The 25,315-nt window shown below is 45.1% G+C and carries 20 protein-coding genes and 1 pseudogene; 9 read left to right on the top strand and 12 right to left on the bottom strand.

Annotated elements, in window-relative coordinates; genetic code table 11:
* The first annotated feature begins 699 nt into the window (after positions 1 to 699).
* Both AB4209_RS08020 and AB4209_RS08015 read left to right on the top strand, forming a co-directional pair.
* A complete protein-coding gene (locus tag AB4209_RS08020) occupies positions 700 to 2,007 on the top strand; it encodes a TolC family outer membrane protein (protein WP_017095900.1) in 1,308 nt (435 codons plus the stop codon).
* Positions 2,007 to 2,618 (top strand): OmpA family protein, encoded by a 612-nt coding sequence (locus tag AB4209_RS08015; RefSeq protein WP_136978082.1) that lies wholly within the window; start codon positions 2,007 to 2,009, stop codon positions 2,616 to 2,618. Before AB4209_RS08020 ends, AB4209_RS08015 begins: the two co-directional genes overlap by 1 nt.
* 275 nt (positions 2,619 to 2,893) lie before the next feature.
* On the opposite strand, the gene nhaA is transcribed toward AB4209_RS08015, so the two are convergent.
* The 5 genes from nhaA to AB4209_RS07990 all read right to left on the bottom strand — a co-directional run bounded on the left by nhaA (position 2,894) and on the right by AB4209_RS07990 (position 10,075).
* Positions 2,894 to 4,060 (bottom strand): Na+/H+ antiporter NhaA, encoded by a 1,167-nt coding sequence (gene nhaA, locus AB4209_RS08010; RefSeq protein WP_010441484.1) that lies wholly within the window; start codon positions 4,058 to 4,060, stop codon positions 2,894 to 2,896.
* 275 nt (positions 4,061 to 4,335) lie between these two features.
* Positions 4,336 to 5,484 (bottom strand): lipocalin-like domain-containing protein, encoded by a 1,149-nt coding sequence (locus AB4209_RS08005; protein ID WP_017068753.1) that lies wholly within the window; start codon positions 5,482 to 5,484, stop codon positions 4,336 to 4,338.
* Positions 5,474 to 7,927 carry an ABC transporter permease gene (locus AB4209_RS08000; RefSeq protein WP_136982098.1) on the bottom strand — a complete coding sequence of 818 codons (2,454 nt, stop codon included), beginning with the start codon at positions 7,925 to 7,927 and terminating at the stop codon, positions 5,474 to 5,476. The genes AB4209_RS08005 and AB4209_RS08000 overlap by 11 nt, the downstream gene beginning before the upstream one ends.
* Positions 7,908 to 8,579 carry an ABC transporter ATP-binding protein gene (locus tag AB4209_RS07995; RefSeq protein ID WP_136982097.1) on the bottom strand — a complete coding sequence of 224 codons (672 nt, stop codon included), beginning with the start codon at positions 8,577 to 8,579 and terminating at the stop codon, positions 7,908 to 7,910. Before AB4209_RS07995 ends, AB4209_RS08000 begins: the two co-directional genes overlap by 20 nt.
* A gap of 122 nt (positions 8,580 to 8,701) precedes the next feature.
* Positions 8,702 to 10,075 (bottom strand): MATE family efflux transporter, encoded by a 1,374-nt coding sequence (locus AB4209_RS07990; RefSeq protein WP_017060384.1) that lies wholly within the window; start codon positions 10,073 to 10,075, stop codon positions 8,702 to 8,704.
* Positions 10,076 to 10,173: 98 nt separating this feature from the next.
* On the opposite strand from AB4209_RS07990, the gene AB4209_RS07985 reads away from it, so the two are divergent.
* Entirely contained in the window at positions 10,174 to 11,604 is a 1,431-nt protein-coding gene (locus tag AB4209_RS07985; RefSeq protein ID WP_017066073.1) for a DUF2867 domain-containing protein, read from the top strand.
* A 108-nt stretch (positions 11,605 to 11,712) separates the two neighbouring features.
* Here AB4209_RS07985 and AB4209_RS07980 read toward each other — a convergent pair whose 3' ends face one another.
* From AB4209_RS07980 to rsuA, 3 genes are all read right to left on the bottom strand, one after another.
* Positions 11,713 to 12,390: a DUF2913 family protein gene (locus AB4209_RS07980; protein WP_372055476.1), complete on the bottom strand. Its 678-nt coding sequence runs from the start codon at positions 12,388 to 12,390 to the stop codon at positions 11,713 to 11,715.
* On the bottom strand, positions 12,390 to 13,607 hold the full coding sequence (locus AB4209_RS07975; RefSeq protein WP_017060381.1) for a Bcr/CflA family multidrug efflux MFS transporter: 1,218 nt from the start codon (positions 13,605 to 13,607) through the stop codon (positions 12,390 to 12,392). Before AB4209_RS07975 ends, AB4209_RS07980 begins: the two co-directional genes overlap by 1 nt.
* A 200-nt stretch (positions 13,608 to 13,807) precedes the next feature.
* Positions 13,808 to 14,503, bottom strand: coding sequence for a 16S rRNA pseudouridine(516) synthase RsuA (gene rsuA, locus AB4209_RS07970; RefSeq protein WP_017060380.1), 696 nt, complete (start codon positions 14,501 to 14,503; stop codon positions 13,808 to 13,810).
* Positions 14,504 to 14,600: 97 nt separating this feature from the next.
* Between rsuA and AB4209_RS07965 the strand changes: the two genes are divergently transcribed.
* From AB4209_RS07965 to AB4209_RS07950, 4 genes are all read left to right on the top strand, one after another.
* Positions 14,601 to 16,343, top strand: a complete 1,743-nt coding sequence (locus tag AB4209_RS07965; protein ID WP_017066075.1) for a DEAD/DEAH box helicase — start codon at positions 14,601 to 14,603, stop codon at positions 16,341 to 16,343.
* Positions 16,344 to 16,522: 179 nt separating this feature from the next.
* Positions 16,523 to 16,921: a PepSY domain-containing protein gene (locus AB4209_RS07960; RefSeq protein ID WP_017066076.1), complete on the top strand. Its 399-nt coding sequence runs from the start codon at positions 16,523 to 16,525 to the stop codon at positions 16,919 to 16,921.
* 61 nt (positions 16,922 to 16,982) lie between these two features.
* Positions 16,983 to 17,642, top strand: coding sequence for a response regulator transcription factor (locus tag AB4209_RS07955; RefSeq protein WP_017060377.1), 660 nt, complete (start codon positions 16,983 to 16,985; stop codon positions 17,640 to 17,642).
* Between the two features lie 104 nt (positions 17,643 to 17,746).
* Positions 17,747 to 19,093, top strand: coding sequence for an ATP-binding protein (locus AB4209_RS07950; RefSeq protein ID WP_017060376.1), 1,347 nt, complete (start codon positions 17,747 to 17,749; stop codon positions 19,091 to 19,093).
* Between the two features lie 77 nt (positions 19,094 to 19,170).
* Here the strand turns inward: AB4209_RS07950 and AB4209_RS07945 are convergent, their stop codons facing one another.
* Together AB4209_RS07945 and AB4209_RS07940 are read right to left on the bottom strand one after the other, a co-directional pair.
* Complete coding sequence (locus AB4209_RS07945) at positions 19,171 to 20,478, bottom strand: LssY C-terminal domain-containing protein (RefSeq protein WP_017070602.1); 1,308 nt, start codon at positions 20,476 to 20,478, stop codon at positions 19,171 to 19,173.
* A gap of 14 nt (positions 20,479 to 20,492) precedes the next feature.
* Positions 20,493 to 21,221 (bottom strand): glycosyltransferase family 2 protein, encoded by a 729-nt coding sequence (locus AB4209_RS07940; RefSeq protein WP_372055474.1) that lies wholly within the window; start codon positions 21,219 to 21,221, stop codon positions 20,493 to 20,495.
* Positions 21,222 to 21,588: 367 nt separating this feature from the next.
* Here AB4209_RS07940 and rplY point away from each other — a divergent pair, with 367 nt between their 5' ends.
* Positions 21,589 to 21,867, top strand: a complete 279-nt coding sequence (gene rplY, locus AB4209_RS07935) for a 50S ribosomal protein L25 (RefSeq protein WP_017060373.1) — start codon at positions 21,589 to 21,591, stop codon at positions 21,865 to 21,867.
* A gap of 464 nt (positions 21,868 to 22,331) precedes the next feature.
* Complete coding sequence (gene zigA / locus AB4209_RS07930; protein ID WP_372055472.1) at positions 22,332 to 23,531, top strand: zinc metallochaperone GTPase ZigA; 1,200 nt, start codon at positions 22,332 to 22,334, stop codon at positions 23,529 to 23,531.
* Positions 23,532 to 23,654: 123 nt separating this feature from the next.
* Here the strand turns inward: zigA and AB4209_RS07925 are convergent, their stop codons facing one another.
* The gene (locus tag AB4209_RS07925; RefSeq protein ID WP_372055470.1) at positions 23,655 to 24,869 is read right to left on the bottom strand and encodes a GTP-binding protein; all 1,215 of its coding nucleotides are present in this window, start codon (positions 24,867 to 24,869) and stop codon (positions 23,655 to 23,657) included.
* 184 nt (positions 24,870 to 25,053) lie between these two features.
* Positions 25,054 to 25,315: pseudogene (locus AB4209_RS07920) on the bottom strand (hypothetical protein); the annotation flags it as partial.

The following is a 25,315-nucleotide window of genomic DNA, read 5'->3' as shown; positions in this document are numbered from 1 at the left end:
AGCAACATCACATTTTCACAAATTGGTCGTACCAGTTAATAAAACTCAGCACTAAACGATTGAATCGCTGTGTGTTTATAAAAAAAGAAAAAAATAATGAATTTTCTTGGAACTGAAATGGAAATGGAGAGTCCTAAATTAGGTAGAAAACAGCGTATTTAGAAGTTTAACAGGCCGTCAAACTTGTTCTTCTCACTGCTTTCTTAATTACTGCATTTTCCTTATTAACTCCTATACTTGTATCCGCCCAAACCACGTTGGTTTGGGCTTTTTTTTTGTTTGTTGTTTGGGACGAGAGTGAGCCTTACTTACCCCTCTTCACAGCTACTAACTACAACCTGAACAGCGCGACCGCCTCTTTATATGCTGTCATTTCTTCCTAAGAGTCGAACTACCATGCTTGGCACATTGTTATCACTGGAACTCGTATTTCAAACAACCTACTAGCCAACGTTTACCTATCTGAGTCCAAACCTAATACTACGTTTCCTCTATTTACGGTGCATCCATTCGAAGCTTGCCACTTGCTACTATTGGTAAATTAATCAATAAGGATAGAGACTTACATTCGAAATAAAGCCAACAAACTTAGCAATTTCTTGCAGATGTCCTAAGCTTTGTTTAATACCCTTTTCAATTAAGTAGTTAAACGCTTGTTGGGAAGCGGCGGGAGCTTTTAAAAGTAGAAGGAGACCTACTTTGAGACTGTTGAAATTACCTATTATGTGTTGCTTAGTTATTGCAGCTCCACTCTCTGCTCAAACTTTAGAACAGGCCGTAGCCATTACCTTGGCTACAAACCCTGAGATAAAGAGTATCTTTAATGAGTTTGTGAGTGTACGGAAACGAAATGACGCCGCAGGTGGTGCTTATAGACCTAGTATCGACCTGGATGCTGGTATTGGTTACGAAGGCATAAACCCTGCACCAAATAACGGCCCCGATACCGATCTCACAAGAAAGGAAGCGACGATTTCCCTCACTCAGTTGCTGTGGGATGGTTCATCGACTCTCAATGATATTGATCGTACTGCCGCAGAAGCAGAATCGGTTCGTTTGCAATTGCTCGCGGATGCCGAAGACAAAGCGCTAGAGGTCACACAGATCTACTTAGACGCAGTCAAAGCAACTGAAGTTTTAGCCCTTTCGGAAAGTAACCTCGCTATCCACAAGAAAATCTATAAAGACATCAAAAAGCGTGCAGTCTCAGGCATAGGCTCAACCGCAGATGTATCTCAGGTAGAAGCAAGGATTGCAAAAGCTCACGGCAACTTATTAGCCGCACAGAACAACCTAATTGATACCCACACCCAATTTAGAAGAATAGTGGGTCAAGAACCGCTTGGCTTAGTCTACCCAAGAGCCGATATTTCTATGATTCCTCTGTCATTATCAGACGCGCTTGTTGATGCTCTGGACCAACACCCAGTCATCAAAGTCGCGACTGCAGATGTCGATTCAGCGCACTTCCAGTACAAACAATCAAAAGGGGTTAACTACCCGACGTTCTCTATCGAGGCATCTCAATCATGGCGAGATGATGCTGGAGGCGATGAAGGTTCGAGCCAAGAGACTTTGGCAATGTTGAGAATGCGATACAACCTCTACAACGGTGGTACCGATAGTGCTAATTCAGAAGCTGCAGCTTACCAACTCAATAAAGCAAAAGATCTAAGAGATCGTGCTTATCGACAAGTTGAAGAAGGCCTTCGCCTCTCTTGGAGTGCATTGGATCTGACGTTACAACAAAAGAACTTCTTGTCTGATCACGTGGATTCGGCGTCAGAAACCGTTATCGCTTATGAGAAACAATATCGAATCGGCAAACGTACGCTACTTGATCTGCTTAACACTGAAAACGAATTGTTTGAAGCCCGCAAAGATTACTTAGATGCGCATTACTCTGAACAGTACGCTAAATACCGTGTAATGAACGCGACAGGCTCTCTATTGAACGCTCTACTGGTCGACATTCCAGACGAGTGGACAACGGCAGTGGAGTATTAATGATGAAGAGACCTTATTTATTACTTTCCGCATTAACGATAACGCTATGTGCATGCTCTAGCCAAAATGAAGAGCCCTACATAGAAACGCCAGAAGCGGAGCAAATTTCTGACCTGCAAGACGATGATAACGATGGTGTGGTCAATGCACGAGACACCTGTCCTGGCACACCAGAGTCGTCTCTGGTAGACAACGAAGGCTGTGGAGAGACGGTTAGCTCGCAAGAAGTCAGACGGCTGAACATCCTTTTCGCCAATGACTCCTATGAAGTTAACCCTATCTTCTCAGATCAAATCACTACCATGGCTGAGTTCTTAGAAACCTACCAAAGTGCATCGATAGAAATTCAAGGTTACGCCAGTAAAGTCGGCGCGAGTGAATACAACTTAGAGTTATCAAAGAAGCGCGCTCACCACGTTGAAGATGAATTATTGTCGAATGGTATAGACCCGAGCCGAGTAAGAGTTGTCGGTTACGGTGAAAACCGCTTAGAGAGCGATGGCAACGATGCTACTTCTCATGCACTGAACCGTCGAGTAACAGCAACGGTTGTCGGGCTGAATGAGCAGATCGTCGAGGAGTGGACCATATTTACCACGCTAGAAAAATAACATGACACTGTCACTCTGGTCATCCAAAACGATCCGCAATTCATGCCGATCAAAATAATGAGTTGAATCTAGGAGTTTTAGATCATCAATAACTAACCAAACTAAAAATACTAGCAGTTAGGATCAATAAAGCCGAGATAGGAAACCCTATCACGGCTTTTTTGTTCTTTGCTGTCACATGAATCGGGGAGGATGATTCTGTGACTCGTCTTGCTACTCAGAAGTTAGCTTGTTAATCAGTGAATAGGCTCGCCGTTAAACGAGCCTACCGCTGATTATAGTTTTACTTCTTGTTGCTTTGCTGTTTTCGGTAAAGAAACGCTTAGCAGGAAGTAACCTAGAATTGCAGCTGTTGTAGATCCCATCAGGATGCCTAGTCGAGCTAGTGTGTCAAACTCTACATTCGTTGGGCCAAATGCTAGTGATGAAATAAAGATAGACATTGTAAAACCAATACCACACAGGACAGATACTGCGAAGATGTTCATAAAGTTCACACCTTCAGGGAGCTTAGCAACACCCAATTTCACCGCACCCCAGCTGAATGCAAAGATACCAAGAGGCTTACCAATCAATAGACCCATAGCGATACCAAGCGGTAGCATACCTGTTAGGCTTGAGATTGAGATACCTTCCAATGAAATACCTGCGTTTGCAAAAGCAAAGACTGGCAAGATTGCAAAAGCGACGTATGGGTGCAGAGCATGTTCTAGATGCTTCAGCGGAGAATGTTCACCTTTATTGCCTTTCAGTGGGATAGCAAAACCAATTACTACACCAGCCAGCGTTGCATGAACACCAGACTTCAATACTGCGAACCACAGAATTGCACCAACAATAAGATAAACACTCAGCTTAGTCACATGCTTGTTGTTTAGCATGAACAACACACCAGTCGCGATGAAGCCAACTGTAAGTGCAAGTGTTGATAGGTCGCCTGAGTAGAACAGTGCAATGATAACAACAACACCTAGGTCATCGATAATTGCCAGTGCTAGTAGGAATACCTTCAAGCTTACCGGTACACGGTTACCAAGAAGAGCCATAATACCCAATGCGAATGCGATATCAGTCGCTGCTGGGATAGCCCAACCTTGAAGCGCTTCAGGGTTACTTGAATTAAATAGCACGTAAATAAGTGCAGGAGCTAGCATACCACCCACAGCTGCGATAGCTGGGAAGATTGCTGTCTCTTTAGACTTTAATGCGCCTTCTAAAAGTTCGCGCTTAACTTCTAAGCCGATTAGAAGGAAGAAGACAGCCATTAAGCCATCGTTAATCCAGTGAGACACAGACATACCAAGAACGTAACTGTGAAGTACACCTTGGTACATTTCGTTCAGTGGTGAGTTTGCTACAAACATTGCGATCGCCGCAGCGATGACTAGTATGATGCCGCCAGCAGATTCCATTTTAAAGAAGTCACGGATGACGTCGGTCATGATTTCGCCCTTATATTTATTATTTAAATAAACGAATAACAAAGAATAACCACGAGTTTATATCCAAGTTTAATTGATAGATAATCACTTCTTCGGATGTTTAACTTCGGTTTTTCCTACAAATACTAAACAATACGTCGTATATTCCATAATGTTGTTATGCACCATGAATTAAGTATAGATGAGATCATCGAACCTGTATGCACAATTCATTGGGGGACGCTAAAAGGCGCAGGCATAAAAAAAGGCTATCAAATTATAGCCTTAGGTGTTTTTTAGTAGCCAGTTAACTGCATAAAGCCTGTCGCTTCATGGCTCCCGCTCGCCTTAATCGGCCCTTCCCAATATGGTATGACAAATGGAAGCCACATATCCCTGCGTATAATACGCGTTGTGAGGTTGATATCATGCTTAGGGACGTTAATGATCCACTGCAAAGGCATCCGTCTTCCATTCATCAACGTTGTATTTTGCAATGGTTGAATGGAAATGTCGGATTCCGTTAATTGGTAAACTTTGCCTGAGCGCGTTGCTAATGTCCCGAATATGTAAGGCAACTGTTGGTTATGACGATAGCGGTTAATGCTCAGCGCTGTGCCGTCATCGAGGTTAAATACAAACCAATCCCAACCTTGTTGGCCCACTCCAAGTAAGCCACTGCCCCACTCTTTATGTACCCACGCAGTTCCTTCCACTTCCTTGGTAACGCCGTCTAGGTTCAACACACCGCTCAACGATAAAAATGGAGCGCTGAAGTTATAAGACGCGACAGGTAATAAGTCGTGCTTTTTCTGATAACCGTTATCGCCGTTGAGCACATAGGGCCCTTTTGCAATGGTGTCGAGTTCTAGTCCAAACGTATCAGTTTGCACTTGAAGGCGCCCGGGGAATGGGGTGTTGCCGAGTGCACGCCAGTTCCAGTTATCAATCCAAAGTCTGAATGGACGATTAGTCATTCCCGCTTGGCCAATACCGCCACGAGCCATGCGCTGTTCTTTCCATACTTTGGACTTAGAAGAGACCACCACATTTGAGATATAGACTTGAGGGCTTTGCCACCCCGGAGTTTCACGTTCGTCCGTTGCTATACGGAAAAAGCTCCACTGAACCGAATAGTCTTTACCGTCATCACCTTTCAAAGACGCAAAGTAATGCCACCACTCGTGCTGAAACTCTGGGTGGAACTTAAAATCTTGTGGTAGCGACACATTGCGGTCTGGCAAAACAGGTTCGAACACATTGAAGTGTTCATTAACCAATATTGAGTTAACTTCATTCACGCCCTTTTCACCAGGATCGATGAAATAGGAGTAATAACCCCAAACACTTAAAAAGATGCCGAAGAAACTGATTAATAGCAGAGAAGACAGGATTCGTTGTCTTAACTTAGTTGAGGTATTCCGTAAAAACATACTAAAGCGCATCCCTCAGTGACTTCATCGGAGTGTTCCGAATCATTCTCATCACTGGTAAAGCACCAGCTAGCATCAATGCTGCCATGGCCCATGCAAATGTCTGCAAATAGTCCCAAGGAATCACTTGTAACTCGAGTGACCACCCAAAAGACTGCTTGATCACGATATCTACAATTAGGCTCGCTAGCGCTAATCCGAGCGGAATCGCAATTAAGGAGGAAATAAGCCCGAACACAAACAGCTGCAAACTACCTGTCAGGATCAGTTCTTTCGCCGAGACACCCAAACAGCGCTGCAAGGAAATATGCCTTTGGCGAGATACTTCACCCGCAACCGTCGCGAAGAAGATACCGAAGACGGCGATAACCAAGGTGATATTGCCTAGTGTATCTGCAATCGCGAACGTTCTATCAAACACCCGCATCGCTTGACTGTGAATATTGTTATTATCGAAAACACGCTCAGAACCAAGCCTGAATACACTTTCTAATCGGTTGCGAAGCCCTAGTGAATTCACATCGTCTTTGAGTATTACGCCAAGGCCGACATTTCCCCGCCCTGCAAACCCATACAGCCAATTTCGATGCGACATCATGACTTGATGGTAAGGGTTACCGTAATCGTAATAGACACCGACAACCTGCCAACCAGAGCCGAGACTGTCATAGAGGTCGATGTAGTCGCCAGGGCGAATCCCCAGCTTGAGAGACATCGATTCACTGATCAACACACCTTTAGAGTGATGTAAGTGATACCAGTAATTCGGAATACCTAATTTGATCGTCAGCGCTTCTAGTTCGCCTTCAGAAGGGCCTGTACTGACCACCTGAATACTACCGACTGGAGACGCAACATCTTTCTCCCAACGCCACCAAACCGAATCCACTTCAGGTTGGTCAGATAACCAATTACTCATACGAGCAGCGGCATTGTTGGTTGGGTAGATATAAAGATCGGCTGCCAAACGCTGTGTTAGCCATTTATCAGTGGTATCTCTAAAGCTACCGACCATGGTTTCTACACCAATATTGGCTGTTAAGGCCAACATAAAGGCCATCGTCGCCACGCCACGGTAACTCATACTGGAGGCTGCATCAGCAAAGAACCAGCGAGCACGAACCCAGCGCAACGAATAAGAGAGGCTGTTAAATAACTTCCACATCAAAAACGGGGTAAATAGCGCCACACTGATCAGCATTAGCGCAATAATCGCAAAACCCGTTTCTTGAGTCTGAGGGGCTTGATACACAGCAACAGCAGCAACCAAGAAGCCACAGCCAATCAACGCTTGCCAAGTGAACTCGGTACCCGCAAAACGCATCAAAGACAAACGAGAAGACAGACGAATCGGTTGAGACTTAAGTAAACGAACCAGTGGCCACGCACACGCTAAGAAAGCACCAATCAATGCCATCAGTAAGCTGTAACCACTCCAACGCCAATTCCAGTCGATCGTTAAGCCGACGTTAGCGTCGTATAAATCGCCCAAGCTTGAAGATACGGCAGGTAACAATTGGTTTGCTAACATGACACCGAATACATTGCCGCAGATCCAGCTCAGTAAAACCAATAGCAGTAACTCTAAACAGAGCGCTTTAGTCAGTTGCCAACCAGACACACCCGTTTGTCTTAAAATCCCGACTAACGGTTGACGCTGAATAAAAGAAAGCGACATTGCTTGATAGAAAATGAACAAGCCAACCACAAACGACAGCATACCCATCGCTTTTAGGTTTAAGTGGAACGCACTGGTCAGCGACTCAAGCTCTGCCTTAGAGCTACGAGAGATCGTCAAACCATTAGGTAACATATTTTTAAGACGTTCAAACTTCTCAGTGGGCATGTCTGAACAAGCAATCACTGAAAGCCCAGCACTGCGTTTAAGCATTCGGAGCAAGGAGATATCCGCAATCAACCTTGTACCATTAATCATATTATTTTGATCAACAACCACAGGACCAAGTTCAGAACCATCCATCAAAGGGATGTAATCACCGTTGTGCCATTCCATGTGTTCAGCAAGATCATCACTGACAAGGATTGGATATGGTGGCTTCATGAGGTTCAAAGCGGTGAGATCTTTTAACGCTATACCAGGTTGTAGCTGAAGCATAGAAACAGGATCTATACCGACAACCATGAAGTTTGCGCCATTTTCATCAGTGATACGATGGTGATCAAGAGGAGAACACTGTTGAAAACCTTCACGGCGAAGCTGGATATAAAAGCCTTGCGGGATTTTATTGGCGTTGTGTTTTGGTCGAATGCGGTAAGGAAGAGGATTCGAAAAGAGCTTTTCGCCATGTGCATAGCTTTGCTTGGCGTGTTGGTTGATAGCAGTAACACCAACCAAAAGTGATACGCCGAGGGTTAAACCAAGCCATACCAAAATAATCTGCAGTGGGTAACGTCGATAGTGACCGAGTAGTGCCTTAACTACGGGCCATAACATGCAGTTGTCCTCCTTGTAGACGGATCCTACCATCCATATGCAGAGCTACTTTTTCACTGTGTGTTACCAACAGCAACGTACATTCTAATTGACGAGCCAAAGAGGTCAGCAAACGCATTACCGCTTCTGCATTACGCTCATCTAAACTACCGGTCGGCTCATCGGCCAGCAATATTTTTGGTTCCATATAAAGCGCACGCGCAATGGCCGCACGTTGTTGTTGGCCACCAGACGCTTCTTCAGGGTAACGGCCAAGTAAAGGCATAAGATCTAAAGCAGAGAGAATCTGTCTCCAGAGACCTTTGTCTTCAGGTAAGCCTTTTAACTGGCGGCAAAAACGGATGTTATCGGCAATATTTAACGTTGGCAATAAGTTGAATTGCTGAAAAATATGGCCAATGTTGTTTCTGCGATAAGCGGTGCGGTCACGCTCGGTTGAGTCGTGCATACTGAAGTGAGGAAAAGCGATTTCACCTGAGTCCGCTAGGTCTAAGCCCGCGATAAGATTCAGTAAAGTACTTTTACCTGAACCGCTTTCTCCCATTAATGCCAGCTGGTCACCTTGGTTTAATGTTAATTCAGCACCTTGCAAAACAGGGTGAAACTCCCCCCCATCGACATAGCCTTTACATAGGTCTGACAGCTTTAACATTAAACAGCTCGCATTAGTTAGAATTTGGAAGGAGAATCTACACTAATTCCCTGTTAGGAGGAAGTATTTTGAAAGATAGATCACACGCCAACGATAAAGTGATGCGATTGGTGCGCCCTACTTCAACTTCCTATCAAGTTTTTAATCCATTTTCTTGTTTTCATGCGATAGAGCGACCCGCCCCACTTGAGGACTTCTTCCGTTAGGAAAAGCAGATATACCCACTCAGGTGGAAACTTAAAATAGATAGCCGCGATGGCTGCCAATGGGATACCGATCACCCACTGAGCAATCAAATCTTGATAGAGGCAGAACTTCACATCACCACCCGCTCTCAACACCCCAACGATCACAGTCAATGGCACCGAGCGAATGACAATACCCACACAGAGGATCAGAATGAACTTCTCTGAGAGGGCTCTGGTTTCTTCCGTCAGTGCGCTAAAGGCATTAAGTATTGGCGTTTGAACGAAATAGAGAAAAACGGCTACAACAATACTAGTTAAGAAACACAAAATTGTTAAGCCAAGCGCTTGATAGTAAACCGCTTCATTGTTTTTCGCACCAAGTTGATTACCCACCAAAACAGCTGCCGCATTCGAAAGGCCAATCAATAAACTCAATGAGATAGATTCAACCGGCGTCATGACCGATAGCGCAGCCAGACCTTGAACGCCCGATTGCCCCATGATCGCGTGGTAAGCAAACAAACCACCCGCCCATGCTAAGAAGTTAAACGTGGTCGGCAGAGACAGCTTCAAGAAGCGAACCACCTTATCAATCGAAGCTGCCGCTTTAATATCGCAAAACTTAAATGCTAATAAATGCTTAGAGAAATAGAGATAACCAAACAAAGTCGCGACTTCAATCGCGCCACTCAGTACCGTCGCAATCGCCGCACCTTTGATTCCAAGCGCAGGAAAGCCTAAGTTACCGAAGATCAGCACCCAGTTTAAGAACACGTTAGACAGGATGCCGATACCGCTGAAAAATGTACTTAGCCCGGGTTTGTGCATCGCTCTCAAACCCACAGCCATACTGCTGACACACGATACCGCTAGCATGCTAAATGACGTAATTACGATGTATTCAACGCCTAAGTTGATGACCTCTTGAGAGTCGGTCGTCACGCCCATGATTTGTGCAGGAAATGAAACGAAAAACGCGATAGTCAGTAAAGCAAACAGTGTCGACACCAGCCACGTCAGCGCAGTGCTTTCTCTCACACCTTGTCTGTTACCCGCGCCCCAATATTGAGCAGTAAGAAGAGCACCGCCCGTGGTAACACCCACCAGCATAATGGTCGTCACGAACATCGCTCGGCTCGCCACCCCCACAGCTGCGATGTCTGCTTCGCCAAGTTGGCCCAACATCAATACATCCACCAAGCCTCGGCTTGAAAACATAATGCTCTGCAAGGTGATGGGCAGTGCAATCGCAATAAGCCTGCGAACAAAATCACCTCGTGTGTGATGAATAATTGAAGAGAGCAACATAGAGAGATACCTAAACGGAACGTATTGATGAATAAAGATAAATATCGCGCTATTATATCAATGTTCGGTTTTTAACCACAGATATAAATGGAGTAACAATGAAGAAAGTACTGGTTTTAGGCGCTTCTGGATATGTTGGTTCGCAACTCCTCCCTCTCCTGCTTGAGCAAGGCTATCAAGTCACGGCAGCAGCAAGGCATATCGACTATTTAAAGGCACGGACCGAGCCTCACGAAAGCTTATCGCTTGAGTATCTTGATCTGGCCGATCAAGCTGCGACACAAGCCTTAGTCCCCGACTTTGATCTTATCTTCTTTCTCGTCCATGGCATGGCGGAAGGCCACGACTTTATCGATTATGAGCTGAACTTAGCCCGTAACTTTGTTTCTGCTCTTGGGCCAAAGAATCAACACGTCATCTACCTGAGTTCTTTACAGCCTCAGACTGGTGATTCAGAGCACCTTCAAGCGAGAAAGAAAACCGGCGAATTGCTTCGTAAAGGGCCTGTACCCGTTACCGAACTTCAAGCTGGCGTGATCATTGGCCCAGGATCTGCGGCATTCGAGATCATGCGAGATTTCGTGTACAACTTGCCGATTATGATTGCGCCAAAATGGGTTGACTCTAAAGCCAACCCGATTGCTTTGCAGAACCTGAACCACTATTTACTAAAACTCGCACAAGACACGCCTAGCGAAAGCCAAACCTTTGAGGTTGGCGGGCCGGATATTGTCTCTTACCGAAACCAATTTGCTCATATTGCCAAAACTGCCGATCGTCCACTCAGGCTATGGGCGACATCGCTACTGACACCAAAGATTGCTTCATATTGGTTAGGTGTGGTGACTTCTGTACCGTCTAACATAGGTAGAGCACTACTTGCAGGCTTAAAGCACGACTTCATCGCCAGTTCGACCATCATTAGAGAAAAGTACCCTCAGAAGCTTATCTCGTTCGAAAATATGGTTGAACAAGCCATTCACGCTGAAGGAAACTTTGTCAAAAGCAATGTATGGGGCTTTGATAAAACCGCATTCAAACGCTGGCAAGCTGGGTATGGCTATTACCCGAAGAAAACAGGCGCAAGTATCACCTCAAGCGCTTCATTGGAATCGCTTTGGCATGTTGCTCAGCAAATCGGAAGCCCGAAGCAAGGTTACTTCTTTGCTAACACTTTATGGCGCACACGCGAATGGTTGGATGTTCTTTTCGGTGGCGGTGTACCGGTTCGACAAATGCCAGAAGGGCCCAACCTAAAAGTCGGTGACAAAATCGATTCATGGAAGGTCATTCGCTGTGAAGAGAATCAGTTTTTATCCCTGCTTTTCGGTATGAAAGGCCCCGGTTTAGGGCGACTCGAGATTACCGTCTCTGACCACGGTGACTCTCGCGAGCTGAACATTTCAGCGTGGTGGCACCCTAAAGGCTTTCTAGGGTTACTGTATTGGTTTGCTATGATGCCAGCCCACCTGTTTATTTTTAAAGGCATGGTGAAGGCAATTGAGAAGCAGGCTAAAGAACAGGATTAAAAGCAGATGCGAGATTCGGGTAACGGGATGCGAAAAGACTTAACAGCAAATTAGCGACACGCGCTATGAGAGACAAAAAAGAGCGGATAATTCCGCTCTTCGTATCTCTCATCTCGAATCCGCTATTAGCCCGATAACGCTAATTGGGATCTCAGCCAGTTGGTTGCCTTGGTTAGCTGGGTAAACGATGTATTCACCGTGATACTTCACCGCAGACTTATAGTCCGTTACTTTGTGAAGCATGAAGCCCGCTTCCATCGCCGCTTGGATGAACTCAGCATGGTTGCCACGAACAAACCAGTTCATTGGCTTAACCATCAACTCCCCGTCGAAAGAGTCGTCACACTGTTTACCGCATAAAGCAAAAGAGTGCTCGCCATCGGTGAAGAATTGAATCTTGCCGCCAGTCGTTAGCTCGTCTTCACTCGATACGCTCCAACCCATCTCGTACATTTTGTCCATGAACGCTTCAACATCACTGTCTTTTAGCGTTTTAGGCTCTTCGCCTTCAGGGAAAAAACGTCCGTAAAACGCAGAAATACGTTTAAAGGTAAAAGTTAAATCAGAGTTGTTGCCTTTTGAGCGACCCTGTTTCTGCCAGCGAACTAAGTCAGGCACAATCACGCGATCATAAGCTTGAGATTTAATCGCTTTTGTTACCCAACGAACAAGATAAAGGTTGTTCGCGATAGGTGCGTCGATCGCTTTACCAGACTTATGCAGAGCATACAGCTCGCCCAGCGCATCGTTCACTAACTTCTGAATTTCAATATAGTATTTTGACATTATGCCTTCTTTCCTAATGTCCAATATAGTAATGCTGACAGTATTGCACATGCTGCCATCATCATAGCCATTGGCCCTGCAGTGTCACTTGGTAGCATAGCAACAATTGCCCCCACTACAGAACCAGTACCAAATCTTAATGTGCCTGCAAGCGAAGAAGCTGTGCCGGCCATATTCGGGTATCCGCTTAAAAGCAGTGCCATTGAGTTACTACCAATGGTAGACAGTGTGCCGATAAACAGCATCACGAATGGCACAATACCCCACAAACCGATATCTAACATCCAACCGACTAACAGACCTAAGCCCGCAAACAGTTGAATGGTTAAACCGACTCTGAGCATAGCGTGAGAGCCCACTTTCTTAACGATTCGACCGTTGATGCTCGTCATCAAGATCATAGCAACAATATTCAAGCCGAACAGGTAGCCAAACAGATCAGGGCGAACGCCATAGATATCGATGTAAACGAATGAACCTGCCGTTAAGAACGCAAACATCCCTGAAAATGAGAATGCACCAGAGAAAATCAGGCCCATCGCCGTTGGGTTCTTACACAGTCGAGCATAGTTACGAATCGTTGTTTTAAAGCGCAATGGTTGTCGGTTTTCTGCAGGAAGCGTTTCTGGGATCTTCATCGATACCGCCAGAATCACGATCACCGCAAAAATAGCCAGAACCCAGAAAATTGAACGCCAACCGAACCACAACGCTAAGTAACCGCCAATCATCGGAGCAACCAATGGCGCAACTGTCATCACCAAAGTAACGAAAGACATGGTTCTTGCGAAATCTTCACGATCGAACATATCTCTTACCACCGCTTGGATGATAACGGCCGCCGCAGCACCAGCAAAACCTTGAGCGGTACGGATGTAAGTCAGCGCTTCAATGCCATGAGTTGTCGCACTCACCATAGAAGCGATAGCAAACAAGAACACACCAATAAGCAGTACAGGCTTGCGACCATAGCTATCCGCCAACGGGCCATGCAGCAACTGCCCCAGCGCGAAACCTGCGGTATAGGCTGTTAGCGTGATTTGTACCTCACCCGCCGTCACACCAAGATCTTTAGCAATGGTCGGCATCGCTGGCAGATACATATCAATGGCTAGCGGAGTAAGTGCACCAATCGCACCTAGAATCAAAAACAGCACTAAGCCTAATTGAGGTGTTTCTAGTTGGGAGCTTTGGCTCTGTGAGGTCGATGTTTGCATGGTTCTCCGAATGTTCAACTGATAGAGCTAGGGACTAGCGTGAGTACGCGAGTCAAAGATTGGCTGAGACTTTCCTAGTACCAGTCAACATCATCAGCCGACGCTATCCATGGTCGGCTTTACAACGAAAGGGCTATTTCCAGCAAAAGTGGTCTCTTGTTAAGAACAATTTCTTGTTAAGAGCAACTTCTAGCTAAGGACTACTTCCAGATTGAATCGACTTCTTCTTGCGTTAGGTAACGGTATTCACCTAACTCTAAAGATTCGTCCATCTCAATTTCGCCAATACGTTCACGGTGTAGTGCTTCTACCTTGTTACCAAGAGCAGCAAACATACGTTTAACTTGGTGGTATTTGCCTTCGTGAATCGTTAGCAATACTTCACGCTCTGCACGAACTTCTAGGTGTGCAGGAAGTGTTAGGCCATCTTCGCTCTTAAGCTGGATGCCCTCTTTGAATTTTTCAACGTAATCGTCTTCAACAGGTTCAACCAACCACACACGGTACGTCTTCTCGCACTTGTGCTTTGGCGAAGTGATACGGTGAGACCACTTACCATCGTCTGTAATCAACACAAGACCTGTTGTATCAATATCTAGACGACCAGCAAAGTGCAGCTTGTCCATTTTGATTTCATCAAGTAATTCAAACGCGATACGATTTGCGCCATCTTCATGCGAACAAACAAAGCCTTCTGGCTTATAAAGCATGATGTAACGTGGGCCGTGAACATTCAGTTCATTGCCTTGCCATTCCACAACGCACTCTTCAGTTACCTTGAGTGAGCCGCTTTTTTGAATGACATCATTTACTGTCACTGCCTTGGATTTTAATAAGTGTGTTGCTTCTCTTCGAGTGACGCCTAATGCATCGCACAGAAATTTATCTAAACGCATGAATACCTCAACTAATCTAAGTCGGGTATTATAGTCACCTTTGCTCAATTAGTTGAGCTATTTCACACTATTTGTTTTCCTTCTTACAAGACGCGATATGTATACACTCCGCCCGTACCAAGCTGATTCTGTAAAATCAGTGATTCATTACTTCAGAAAACACCAAACTCCGGCAGTGCTCGTGCTTCCGACAGGTGCAGGAAAAAGCCTTGTGATTGCAGAGTTAGCAAGGCTTGCGAAAGGTCGAGTGTTGGTGCTTGCTCACGTAAAAGAGTTGGTTGAACAGAACCATGAAAAGTATGAAGGTTACGGGCTGAAAGGCTCGATTTTCTCTGCGGGTTTAGGACGCAAAGAGACCGACCAACAAGTCGTGTTTGCTTCGGTGCAATCTGTGGTGCGAAATCTCGATTCATTCTCTAACCAATTTTCGCTGTTGGTTATCGACGAATGCCACCGTGTTCCCGATGAAAAGACCAGTAGTTATCAGAAAGTCATCACTCACTTACGCGAGAATAATTCGGGCATCAAGGTGCTTGGATTAACAGCGACCCCATATCGTCTTGGGATGGGTTGGATTTATCAATACCACACTCGCGGTCAAGTGCGTTCAGATGAGCCACGTTTCTTCCGCGACTGTATCTTTGAGCTGCCGATTCGTTACCTGCTCGATGAAGGTTTCTTAACTCCTGCACGCATGATTGATGCACCCGTGTTGAGCTATGACTTTTCGCAATTAAAGCCCGCGAGCACTGGTCGCTACAAAGAAGCAGAACTCGACATGGTGATCGAGCAATCGAAACGCGCGACCCCGCAGATTGTCGATCAGATTATTCACCTAGCCCAAGACAAGCTAGGTATCATGGTGTTCGCTGCGACCGTTCGACACGCACAAGAGATCCTCGGCTTATTGCCAGAAGGTGAAGCTTCAATTGTGATTGGTGATACACCAACTCTCGAACGTGACCAAATAATCAGCGACTTCAAAGAACGTAAAATCAAGTTCTTGGTTAACGTATCGGTATTAACCACAGGTTTTGATGCGCCACACGTCGATTTAATCGCGATTTTGCGCCCGACAGAATCCATCAGTTTGTATCAACAAATCGTTGGCCGTGGCTTACGCCTATCTCCGGGTAAAAAAGAGTGTTTGGTGCTCGACTATGCGGGCAACAGTTACGACCTCTACCAACCTGAGGTTGGCGACCCTAAACCCGATTCAGACAGTGAAATCATCACCATCCCTTGCCCTGCGTGCGGCTTCAATAATAACTTTTGGGGCAAGCTAGACAGCAATGGCTTCTTGCTTGAGCACTTTGGGCGCAAATGCCAAGGCTACTTTACCGATGAAGACACGGGCGAGCGCGAGCACTGTAATTATCGCTTCCGAGCGAAATATTGCGGTGAATGTGGTGCTGATAATGACATTGCTGCGCGCATTTGTCATGAGTGCGATGCAACCTTAGTCGACCCAGACAAAAAGCTAAAAGAAGCACTGAACCTAAAAGATGCCTTGGTATTTGAATGCTTGGAAATGGACCTCAACGTGCTTAAAGACGAGAAAGGTAAATCACAACTTAAGGTCACCTATCGCGGAGAAAACCAAGCGCAAGTGCATGAGTTTTGGTCATTAACCAGCAAAAAGCAGAAGCAGAACTTCAAAGACCAGTTTGTTCGCCCTCACCTTGCAGACAGACATCGCCCTTTCGAAGAAGCCTCACCGACGAAAGTGGTTGCTCACCAACATAGATTCCGCCCACCTCAATTCGTGATTGCCCGTAAAGTCGGACGCTTTTGGAAAATGAGAGACAAGATATTCGAAGACGAACTACAGCAGCGTTAAGGTAAGAATAAAAGTAAGTCTTACGTTCTTAACACTCGGCAATTAATCTTATGTATTAAAGCCTGCGCCATTTAAGCGTTAAGTTTTTCGGTATCAAATTCTCATTATTAATCAGGTTCACTTTCTGTTCAGAATTACTTTTTTATACTGAACGCTATCAACCTTCTCTAGGATTCGCTATGTTTAGTAAAGCTATGATTTCTTTGTTTTCTATAAGCTTAGGCTTATTTGTTTCTGCTGGCGCATGGGCTGACTCACATCATAATGGTCATGAATTAGTGCAGGACGTTCATAAAGCAGGAACCAGCATCGAATTTGAAGAAGATCAAGACGAAGTCTATGAAGCCGTACGAGAAGGCTACATTCGCCCTTTCTCAGAAATGTATGCGGCGGTTGAAAACGATCTTCATGGCAGAATCATTAAAGTAGAACTAGAAGAAGATGACGACATTTGGGTGTATGAACTAAAAATCAATTACCAAAACAACATCATCAAAGTCGAATACAACGCTGAGACGTTAGAAATGCTTATGATCAAAGGCCGCAACTTTAAAGACGCAATTAAACACGGCGACTAGTTACGTACGACGAAGAGCTAAGCACGACGAACAGTCATTAGAAGAAATTAGAAGAACAATTATGAAAATTTTAGTCGTTGAAGATGAGCCTCGTTTGGGCCAACAAATTATTGAAACACTTGAGGGGGCCGACTGGGTTCCAGAGCTCTCTCAAGATGGTATCGACGCACTCTACCGTGCAACGTCAGAAGAATGGGACGCGATTGTCCTCGATTTAGGTTTACCTAAGCTTGACGGCCTAACGGTATTAAAAGGCATTCGAGACGAAAACATCAACACGCCAGTGATTATCTTAAGTGCTCGTGACACGCTAACTCAACGTGTTGAGGGTTTGAACGCCGGTGCTGATGACTACCTAACTAAGCCATTTGAGATGGTCGAGCTGATTGCCCGTATCCGAGCTCAACTGCGCCGAGCATCAGGCAGTGCTGCTCCGATACTTCAAATCGGTGATCTAAGCCTAGACACACGCAGTTCTAAAGTGTTGTGGCAAGGTCAAGCAGTTAGCCTCACGGCGCTGGAATATAAAGTTGTCGCGTACTTCATGCATAACCAAAACAAGGTTATCTCGCGCACTGAGTTGGTTGAGCATATCTACAAGCAAGACTTCGACCGAGACTCAAACACGGTTGAAGTGTTCATCGGTCGTATTCGTAAGAAAATCGCACCAAAGATCATCAAAACCGTTCGTGGCCTTGGCTACCAACTGAATGCTGAATAGCTCAGTCGTCAATCACGCCAAGAGCAACCATTAATTAAGTGGACAGCCTGTTCTGATCATCGCAATACGATAAGTTACGATGAGCAAAGGCAGGTTGGAAATGCATGAATCTAAAGAAACGAACACTTAAAAACATCAGTTTAAAAAGCCGCTTGCTCCTTGCTGCGGCTTTTTGGCTAGGTGCGATGATATTAGCGGCTGGTGTCGGGATTCCGAAACTGGTTAACGACTACCTCGTCGATGACATGAAGCAGCAGCTTGGCTTAACCATGGATGAGTTAACCGCCAATATCGAAACCAATGACAGTGGTAACCTGATCATGGCAGAGCGTCTGTCTGATCCTAGGTTCAACCAGCCCTACAGTGGTATTTATTGGCGCGCCGCTACCCAAGAGCAGATCATTCGATCTCGCTCGCTATGGGATAAAGACCTCACCATCAAGCGTTCACCGATTCACACATCAGTCAAAGGGCCAGAGAAAGAAAAGCTGATTTACATCGAGCAAGATATCTACCTGCCTGAACTGAGCGACCCTGTCACGATCACCATTGGTATTGATGAAGATCCATTAGAATCCACACTGACCGAGCTTACTGGTCAAGTCTGGTTGATCCTAATGTTGCTGTTTGTTGGCGTGCTGATGTTGATCGGTATTCAAGTCAGTTGGTCGTTATTACCGCTCAGCAAGATGCAACGCGAACTGGTAATGCTAAGAAACGGCGAGCAACAAGGGTTAAGCGATAACTACCCGAAAGAGGTTTCTCCATTAGTCTCTGACCTCAATGCCCTGCTCTTTCACTATCAAGAGTTATTAGAACGAGCTCGTAACCACGCGGGTAACTTATCTCATGCGTTGAAAACACCGCTTTCAGTTCTAAAAAATGAGATAGAGCGACTTCCAGAGGATGACAAGGCACTGCTGCAACAGCCCATTCATCAGATTCAAAGCCAAATTGATTATCACCTTGGCCGCGCTCGTATGGCAGGTGCAATGAACATTCTTTCGGTGAAGTCTTCACCTTGTGAGCGTGTTGAAGCTATCTCAATGGCGTTTGATAAAGTCTACGCAGCCAACGAAGTCACTATAATTAACGAGCTAGACTCTGAGATTGAAGTGGCGGTAGAAAAAACCGACCTTGATGAAATGGTCGGCAACCTACTCGAGAACAGTTACAAGTGGGCTGGCAGCATTATTCGCGTCCATGCAAATGAACTCGACGATGGCAACATAGAGTTGGTGATTGAAGATGATGGCCAAGGCATTCCTGAAGAGAAGCTTGAGCAAGTGACCAAACGTGGCGTCCGACTTGATGAAACCACACCAGGAACAGGCTTAGGGCTTAATATCGTAAATGAAATGGCACACAGTTACCGAGGCAGCCTAACGCTCAGCAAGAGCTCAATGGGCGGCTTAAAAGCTTCTCTGGTGCTTAAAGTAAGTAAAGGCTGAACAAGCTAAGTAAAAGTTAAACACAATAAGCCCTAACGTAATGCTAGGGCTTAATTCTATCGACCTTATATACAACTCTATATATCGTTCACAGCAACATCCAAAGTTTGTGAATTATCACTAAGGGTCGTTGCTCCAATCGTTAATACCCGGCCATCAGTGTAATAGTCATGATCGTCATTGATCACTTCCACCGTTGCTAATGGGTACTTGTCTAACTCGATGTCTGGTAGTAACGTTCGTATCTGATTAGCAAGCCGATCTCGCTCTTCATCAACATTAGGGTCAATGTTATGAAGCACGGTCACAATGCCTGAGTAAGGCGTGACTTTAAGGCCATCATCATAGCTAATTGCGCCTAACCACTGAGGCTGGTTAGTTTTAATATCAACACCTGCACGCCACCAACGAATATGGCTGCGCTTCATCAGGTTACCCGGCAATTGAAAAGCCATATCTTGCGGCTTGTCTCGCCAATATAAATCAGACACTGGCGGCGTTTTTTCTCTAAGCAATGCGAGATAACCAACCCATTCAATCTCATTTCGAGAGAAGGTTTGATTCTCTATCCAGCCTAATTGCTTCATTAAGTCTCTTGGGGTTGCTCCAACATAAATTACGTTGATCGCTTGCGCCGAGTAGAACGAAGATTTACCGGGGAACGCTTTATAGGTAACCGAGTTCCAGTCGACTTTGTTTATTTGAGCCGTCTCTGGTTGATTCTGAAAGTCATCCGCTTTCCAGAAAAAGTGAGCGTAGTTCGCAAACAATACCCACGCCAACAACAGCGCACTAGACTTAAGTACTAAGCATCGCCACTTCATTCGGTAACCGATAATGGTGAAGACTAATACCGCGAACACACCAACGATCAAGCTATTATGCTCCGAGATAAATATCTTAAGGCTATTAAGCCACGGGAAGTTTTCAACGCCGTGCGCCAGTAACATGCCCCAAGCAATGAACTGCCCTCCACCAAGGGCCAAACCGATAAACGCCAACACACTAAAATTACGCCACGGTACACGATGCGAGCCAGCTATAAATGGCACAACCCAAGCGATAGGCCCTAATAAACGAGCAAAAAGAATGATGTATGTGCCTTTGCGAGCAACCAGATAGCGGCAGCGCGCAATTAATCTTTTGGTTTTAGGGCGAAACTTAATGAGCCTTCGTTGCACCTTAACACCGTATTTATAACCAATGAAATAACTGAGTTGATCACCAAGCAAACCACCTAGCATCACCAAAACCAACGCCATCCATGCACCTGAATACAGTTGAAAGCCCGCTGCGATAAAGAACGGCTCTCCCGGTACAAATAGGTTTGGGCCAATGAGAGCATCACCCAATGCTCCCAGAAACAACCCTAGTCCATCAAACATAACAACCTCAACGCTTACTGTTCTTTGTAGTGACCAAACTTGTAGTTCATCTCGTTATTACGCATTTCTCCTTTAAAGAAGCGTCTTACATTGGCTTTAAGATAAGTAGAGCCTGTCTTCACAACGCCATCTTGGTCTAAGCGACGTGGGTCAAAACCAAAAGTCATATTTAGGAATCTAAATCGCCATGTTTTGCTCGCACGTTTTACGTAGTCACAATCTTCACACAGGACGATCTCTTCATCAAAACCGCCGATCTCATCATGCGCCCGTTTAGTCGAGAAAATACATGCGCCAATCGCCGTCGGGAAAAAGAACTGCGTCGCAAATAAGCCCGCATTAAACAGCCCATAACCGAGTTTATGAACCAGTGGCAGCCCTTTTGAACTCATGTATACGCCAGCAACTTCAAGCTTGTTCTCTTCTAACTCATAAAGCGCCTTCGCAAGGAAGTTACGAGGCAGGCTTACGTCGGCATCCAAGAAAAGGATTCTGTTGTATTGCGCCAAAGCAGCCCCGGTGTTTCGACCAAGGCTAACACCGCGTTCTTGCATATGGTGGACTGTCAGTTTTGGCAATGCACTTTCATAGGCTTGTGCGACTTCTCGGGTGTTATCTTCACTGTTCGAGTCGACAACAATCACTTCAAACTCTTGGTGGGTTTGCACGCTCAACTCTTCCATTAAGCGGCTAATGCGTTTCTCTTCGTTTAGCGTAATTACGACAATGCTTACCGGTTTCATATTTTCACCTATTCATTCTGCTGTTTAATTAACACTAAGATTAACGAACTAAGACTTAACCAAGTCTTAGGCAAACATTCATTTTCCGTTCATTAACTTGATGATTTAGCAGTGATATAAATAGATAAGGATTGCGATGTAAAAGGGAGTAAAATGCGCTAAACAAGCGTTAGCGAACGTTTTATCTCCAAACGAACCCATTATCGAAGGAAATTCACTTTGAAATGGGCTTCTGACTTGCTCATATTGGAATGTGATGTTAGTATCCGCGCTCGCTTAAGCATGAACTTTTATGTTTAAGCATTACCACACACTCAAGGTCGCATTGAGGTGTGAAGTTAATTTTTACTAATTTGAGAGTAAAACTATGAAATTTGAAGCAGTAGTACGTACTGAACTAGGTAAAGGTGCGAGCCGCCGCCTACGTCATGCTGGTAAATTCCCAGCTGTAATCTACGGTGGCGAAGCTGAAGCTGTAGCTATCGAACTTGTTCACGCTGACGTGATCAACCAAATGGACAAGCCTGAATTCTACGAAGCAATCACTCTACTGATTGACGGCGCAGAAGTTAAGGTTAAGCCACAAGACGTTCAACGTCACGCGTTCAAGCCAAAAGTTGAGCACATGGACTTCATCCGCATCTAATTCCCTACCAAGGAATAAGATTGGATTAATCCAGCCTTCTGCATAGAAAAGATAATCGATCTTACCAGTCGAGAAATCTAGAAATTCGAAACCCCGATGCTACCAACATCGGGGTTTCACCGTTTCTGGGGTTTAGAAAATCGAGTAATATTATGATTTTTCATAACCTTAGACGGTAAATGGGTAAATAGTGAAAACACGAAAGATCACTATGGTGACAATATACAGTGCTAACATGGCGTGTTATTCACTCTTATAAGCCCTCACGACACCTCTCCCCATACCAGATAAGACTCCGATGTACTTTGTTGCGTGCATCTGAACCTCTACAACTTAAAAACGAATAAAGACGCCAATAAGGTGCAGTGCCCGACACAGTAACAAACTGCTTGATGCCAGAGTTAAGATCACCGATCATACTCAATGTTATATTATAACATTACACTAATGAAAAGAGCATGAGCATGAACACCCAAAAACTCCCTGTTACGGTTTTATCCGGCTTTCTCGGCGCAGGAAAAACAACCGTTTTAAGTCATATTCTTAACAACAGACAAGGCAGAAAAGTTGCGATCATCGTCAACGACATGAGTGAAATCAATATTGATGCTGCAACAGTTCAGAATCAAGTCTCTCTCAACCACAGTGAAGAAAAGTTGGTTGAAATGAGTAACGGCTGTATCTGCTGTACCCTGCGTGAGGATCTACTTGAAGAAGTCACCAAACTCGCTCAAGAAGGTAGATTCGATTACCTAGTGATCGAGCCCACTGGCATCGCTGAGCCACTTCCTGTTGCAGAGACCTTCACTTTTGCCGATGAAAATGGGCTTTCGCTGTCAGACGTTGCCCGTTTAGACACCATGGTAACAGTGGTTGATGCCATCAACTTCCTACGAGATTATGATGAAGCTAAGTTCTTAACAGAGACGCCCGAGTCGTTAGGTGAAGACGATGAACGCAGTGTCGCTGATTTACTTGTCGATCAAGTAGAGTTCGCGGATGTGATCTTGATAAGCAAAACAGATCTCGCTGAGAGGTCAGAAGTCGAGAGACTTTTGGCGATTCTTAAAACACTTAATACCTCTGCCACGATTCTTCCTATCTCGAATGGTGAAGTGGAACTTGATGCGGTACTCGACACACAGAGCTTCAGTATTGAAAAGGCACAACAAGCCCCTGGTTGGTTGAAAGAGATGCGAGGCGAACACATACCTGAAACCGAAGAATACGGTATTTCCAGCTTTGCATATCATGCGAGGCGTCCTTTCCATCCAGAAAAGTTCTATGATTTCCTCCATAACGCAGAAGACTACGGCAAACTAATTCGTTCTAAAGGTTATTTTTGGTTAGCAACGAGGCCGGAGTTTGTTGGTCAGTGGAGCCAAGCGGGCGGCATCGCACGTTATGGTGCCGCAGGTATGTTTTGGAAAGCAATTCCGAAAGAAGAATGGCCGACGGACCAAGACTCCCTTGATGCCATCAACAACATTTGGCAAGAACCTTATGGTGATATGCGACAGGAATTGGTGTTTATTGGTCAAGGATTAGAGCAAGATAAATTAATTGCCCATCTCAACGAATGTTTGTTAACCAAAGATGAAATGGAGCAAGAGGGCGACTATTGGTTGTCTTTGGAAGACCCATTCCCTGATTGGGAAGAGTAAACAGCTGAGATAAAAAGCCTCCCGCTATTCGGGAGGCTTTCATGTTTTACGAGATCAATTAGGTAAACCCGTTATTGGAACAAGCCGAAATTTAACAACGCGGCGACGTCGTATTCAATGCACTTAAAGTGTCTTCTTCTGACTTAACTTAGCAATTTTCTTTGGCCACGGATCTTCAAACGCCGCCCCTTGCTGCCACAGATCCAATTCCGCATCAGTCAAAAAGCAGTTTTCCAATGCCTCGATAAAGGCGTCGACTTCGTCTTCTTGCCCAATTACCGTCAAACGACACCGACGATCACCAAAGCGGCTTTCAACACTGTCTATCTTATCTTGCAGAATTTGACGATGCTCCTCAGTAAAGTTTTGTGATTCATCATTGATCACCGAAGCACGCCAAAAGCCTGTAATTTCAAGCCCAACATTGCCGTTCGCTTGGCTCCAAAGCAATGAAACATCATCTCGAGTCGGGAACCAAAAGAACCCTTTGCTACGAAATACGCCTTTCGTTAAATGCTGTTGGCACGCATTCCATAAACGCGCAGGATGAAATGGTCGATCATCTTTGATCACTTTGGCAACAAGACTTTGTTCGTCTTTATCTGAGAGATTTAGCGGTTCATTCACTGTATCTCGAAGTTCTGCGATTAACTGTTCAACTAGGGCAAAGTTGTAATCTTGCTTACTTTTTAACGTGCGGATATCCAAGTTTCCCCATGACGTTTTAATTATCTCGGTGTACACATTGAGCGGATGGATCGCCTGCGCAATGTTGCGAACGGTATGGTCATCCACTTTGTCCGTTTTGGTTAGCATGACACGGTTTGAGAACATGATTTGCTCAACCAACAAGTTTTCTACACCACGAACACCTTGCTGGACATTCTCCTGCCACTTCGGAATTAAAGCGGAGCCTTGTCGATAGTCATCTCGCAGCCAAGTCGCATCCACCAGCGTAATAACGTCTTTAAGTGCAAATTGTGCGTTGTTTTTGAAATACTCGACCAAAGGCAAAGGGTGGCTACTACCCGACGTTTCAATCACAATCCATTCTGGCGACTTTTCTGCACAGAGCTTTTTAAGTGCTTTATCGAGGTGATTTACACCACTAGGGCTGCTGATGCTATCTCCACTGATCGTGACGAAGTTCCCCTGCTCTTCACTCACTGCGTCTGTGTTTAAGATAAGTACGCCATCGACATCTAACTCACTCATGTCATTCACAATAACGGATAGGTCATCGCCGGAATAATCGGTTTGTTGAAGAATATTGCGTAGAAACGTGGTTTTCCCTGACCCGAGAAACCCATGCAAAATGGTGACTGGAATTGACAACATACCTTTGACCTAAAAGCTTAAATAAGTCGAACGTTATAACATAACAATACATAAAAGTAATCCCGATCTGTCTTAGCTCAATAGCTGACAAAACGGTAAAGATCATGGAGGCAGGTTTTACGTGAGCCAAAGTACACGGGGTATCGAAATACAAACCAATGTAAATTCAGATCCAACCACGTGTTTAGGCTTTTGTGCTTGTTGCTGTCAGTGCTTCTCTGACGAAGTTTTGGAGAAACATCCCTACCCGCTCCACTTCTTTCAAAGCAACACCATCAGCTGTGATACCGACAGGCGCTAAATTCAGTGGATACCACACGATGCTGTCTGCTTCTTGTGCGGTTATCTCCCCTTCCCACTGGGTCACAAAAAAGTAGTGAATCAACTGGAGCTCTTGTGTTGGGTGGTAAAGTGAACATAGATACATCAGGGCAAGATCATGAAAA

The organism is Vibrio sp. 10N.286.48.C11 (genome assembly GCF_041469805.1).
In the GTDB taxonomy this organism is placed as follows: Bacteria; Pseudomonadota; Gammaproteobacteria; order Enterobacterales; family Vibrionaceae; genus Vibrio; species Vibrio crassostreae_C.
Note: the sequence above shows the minus strand (reverse complement) of the source record. Positions and strands in the feature narration are given on the sequence as shown.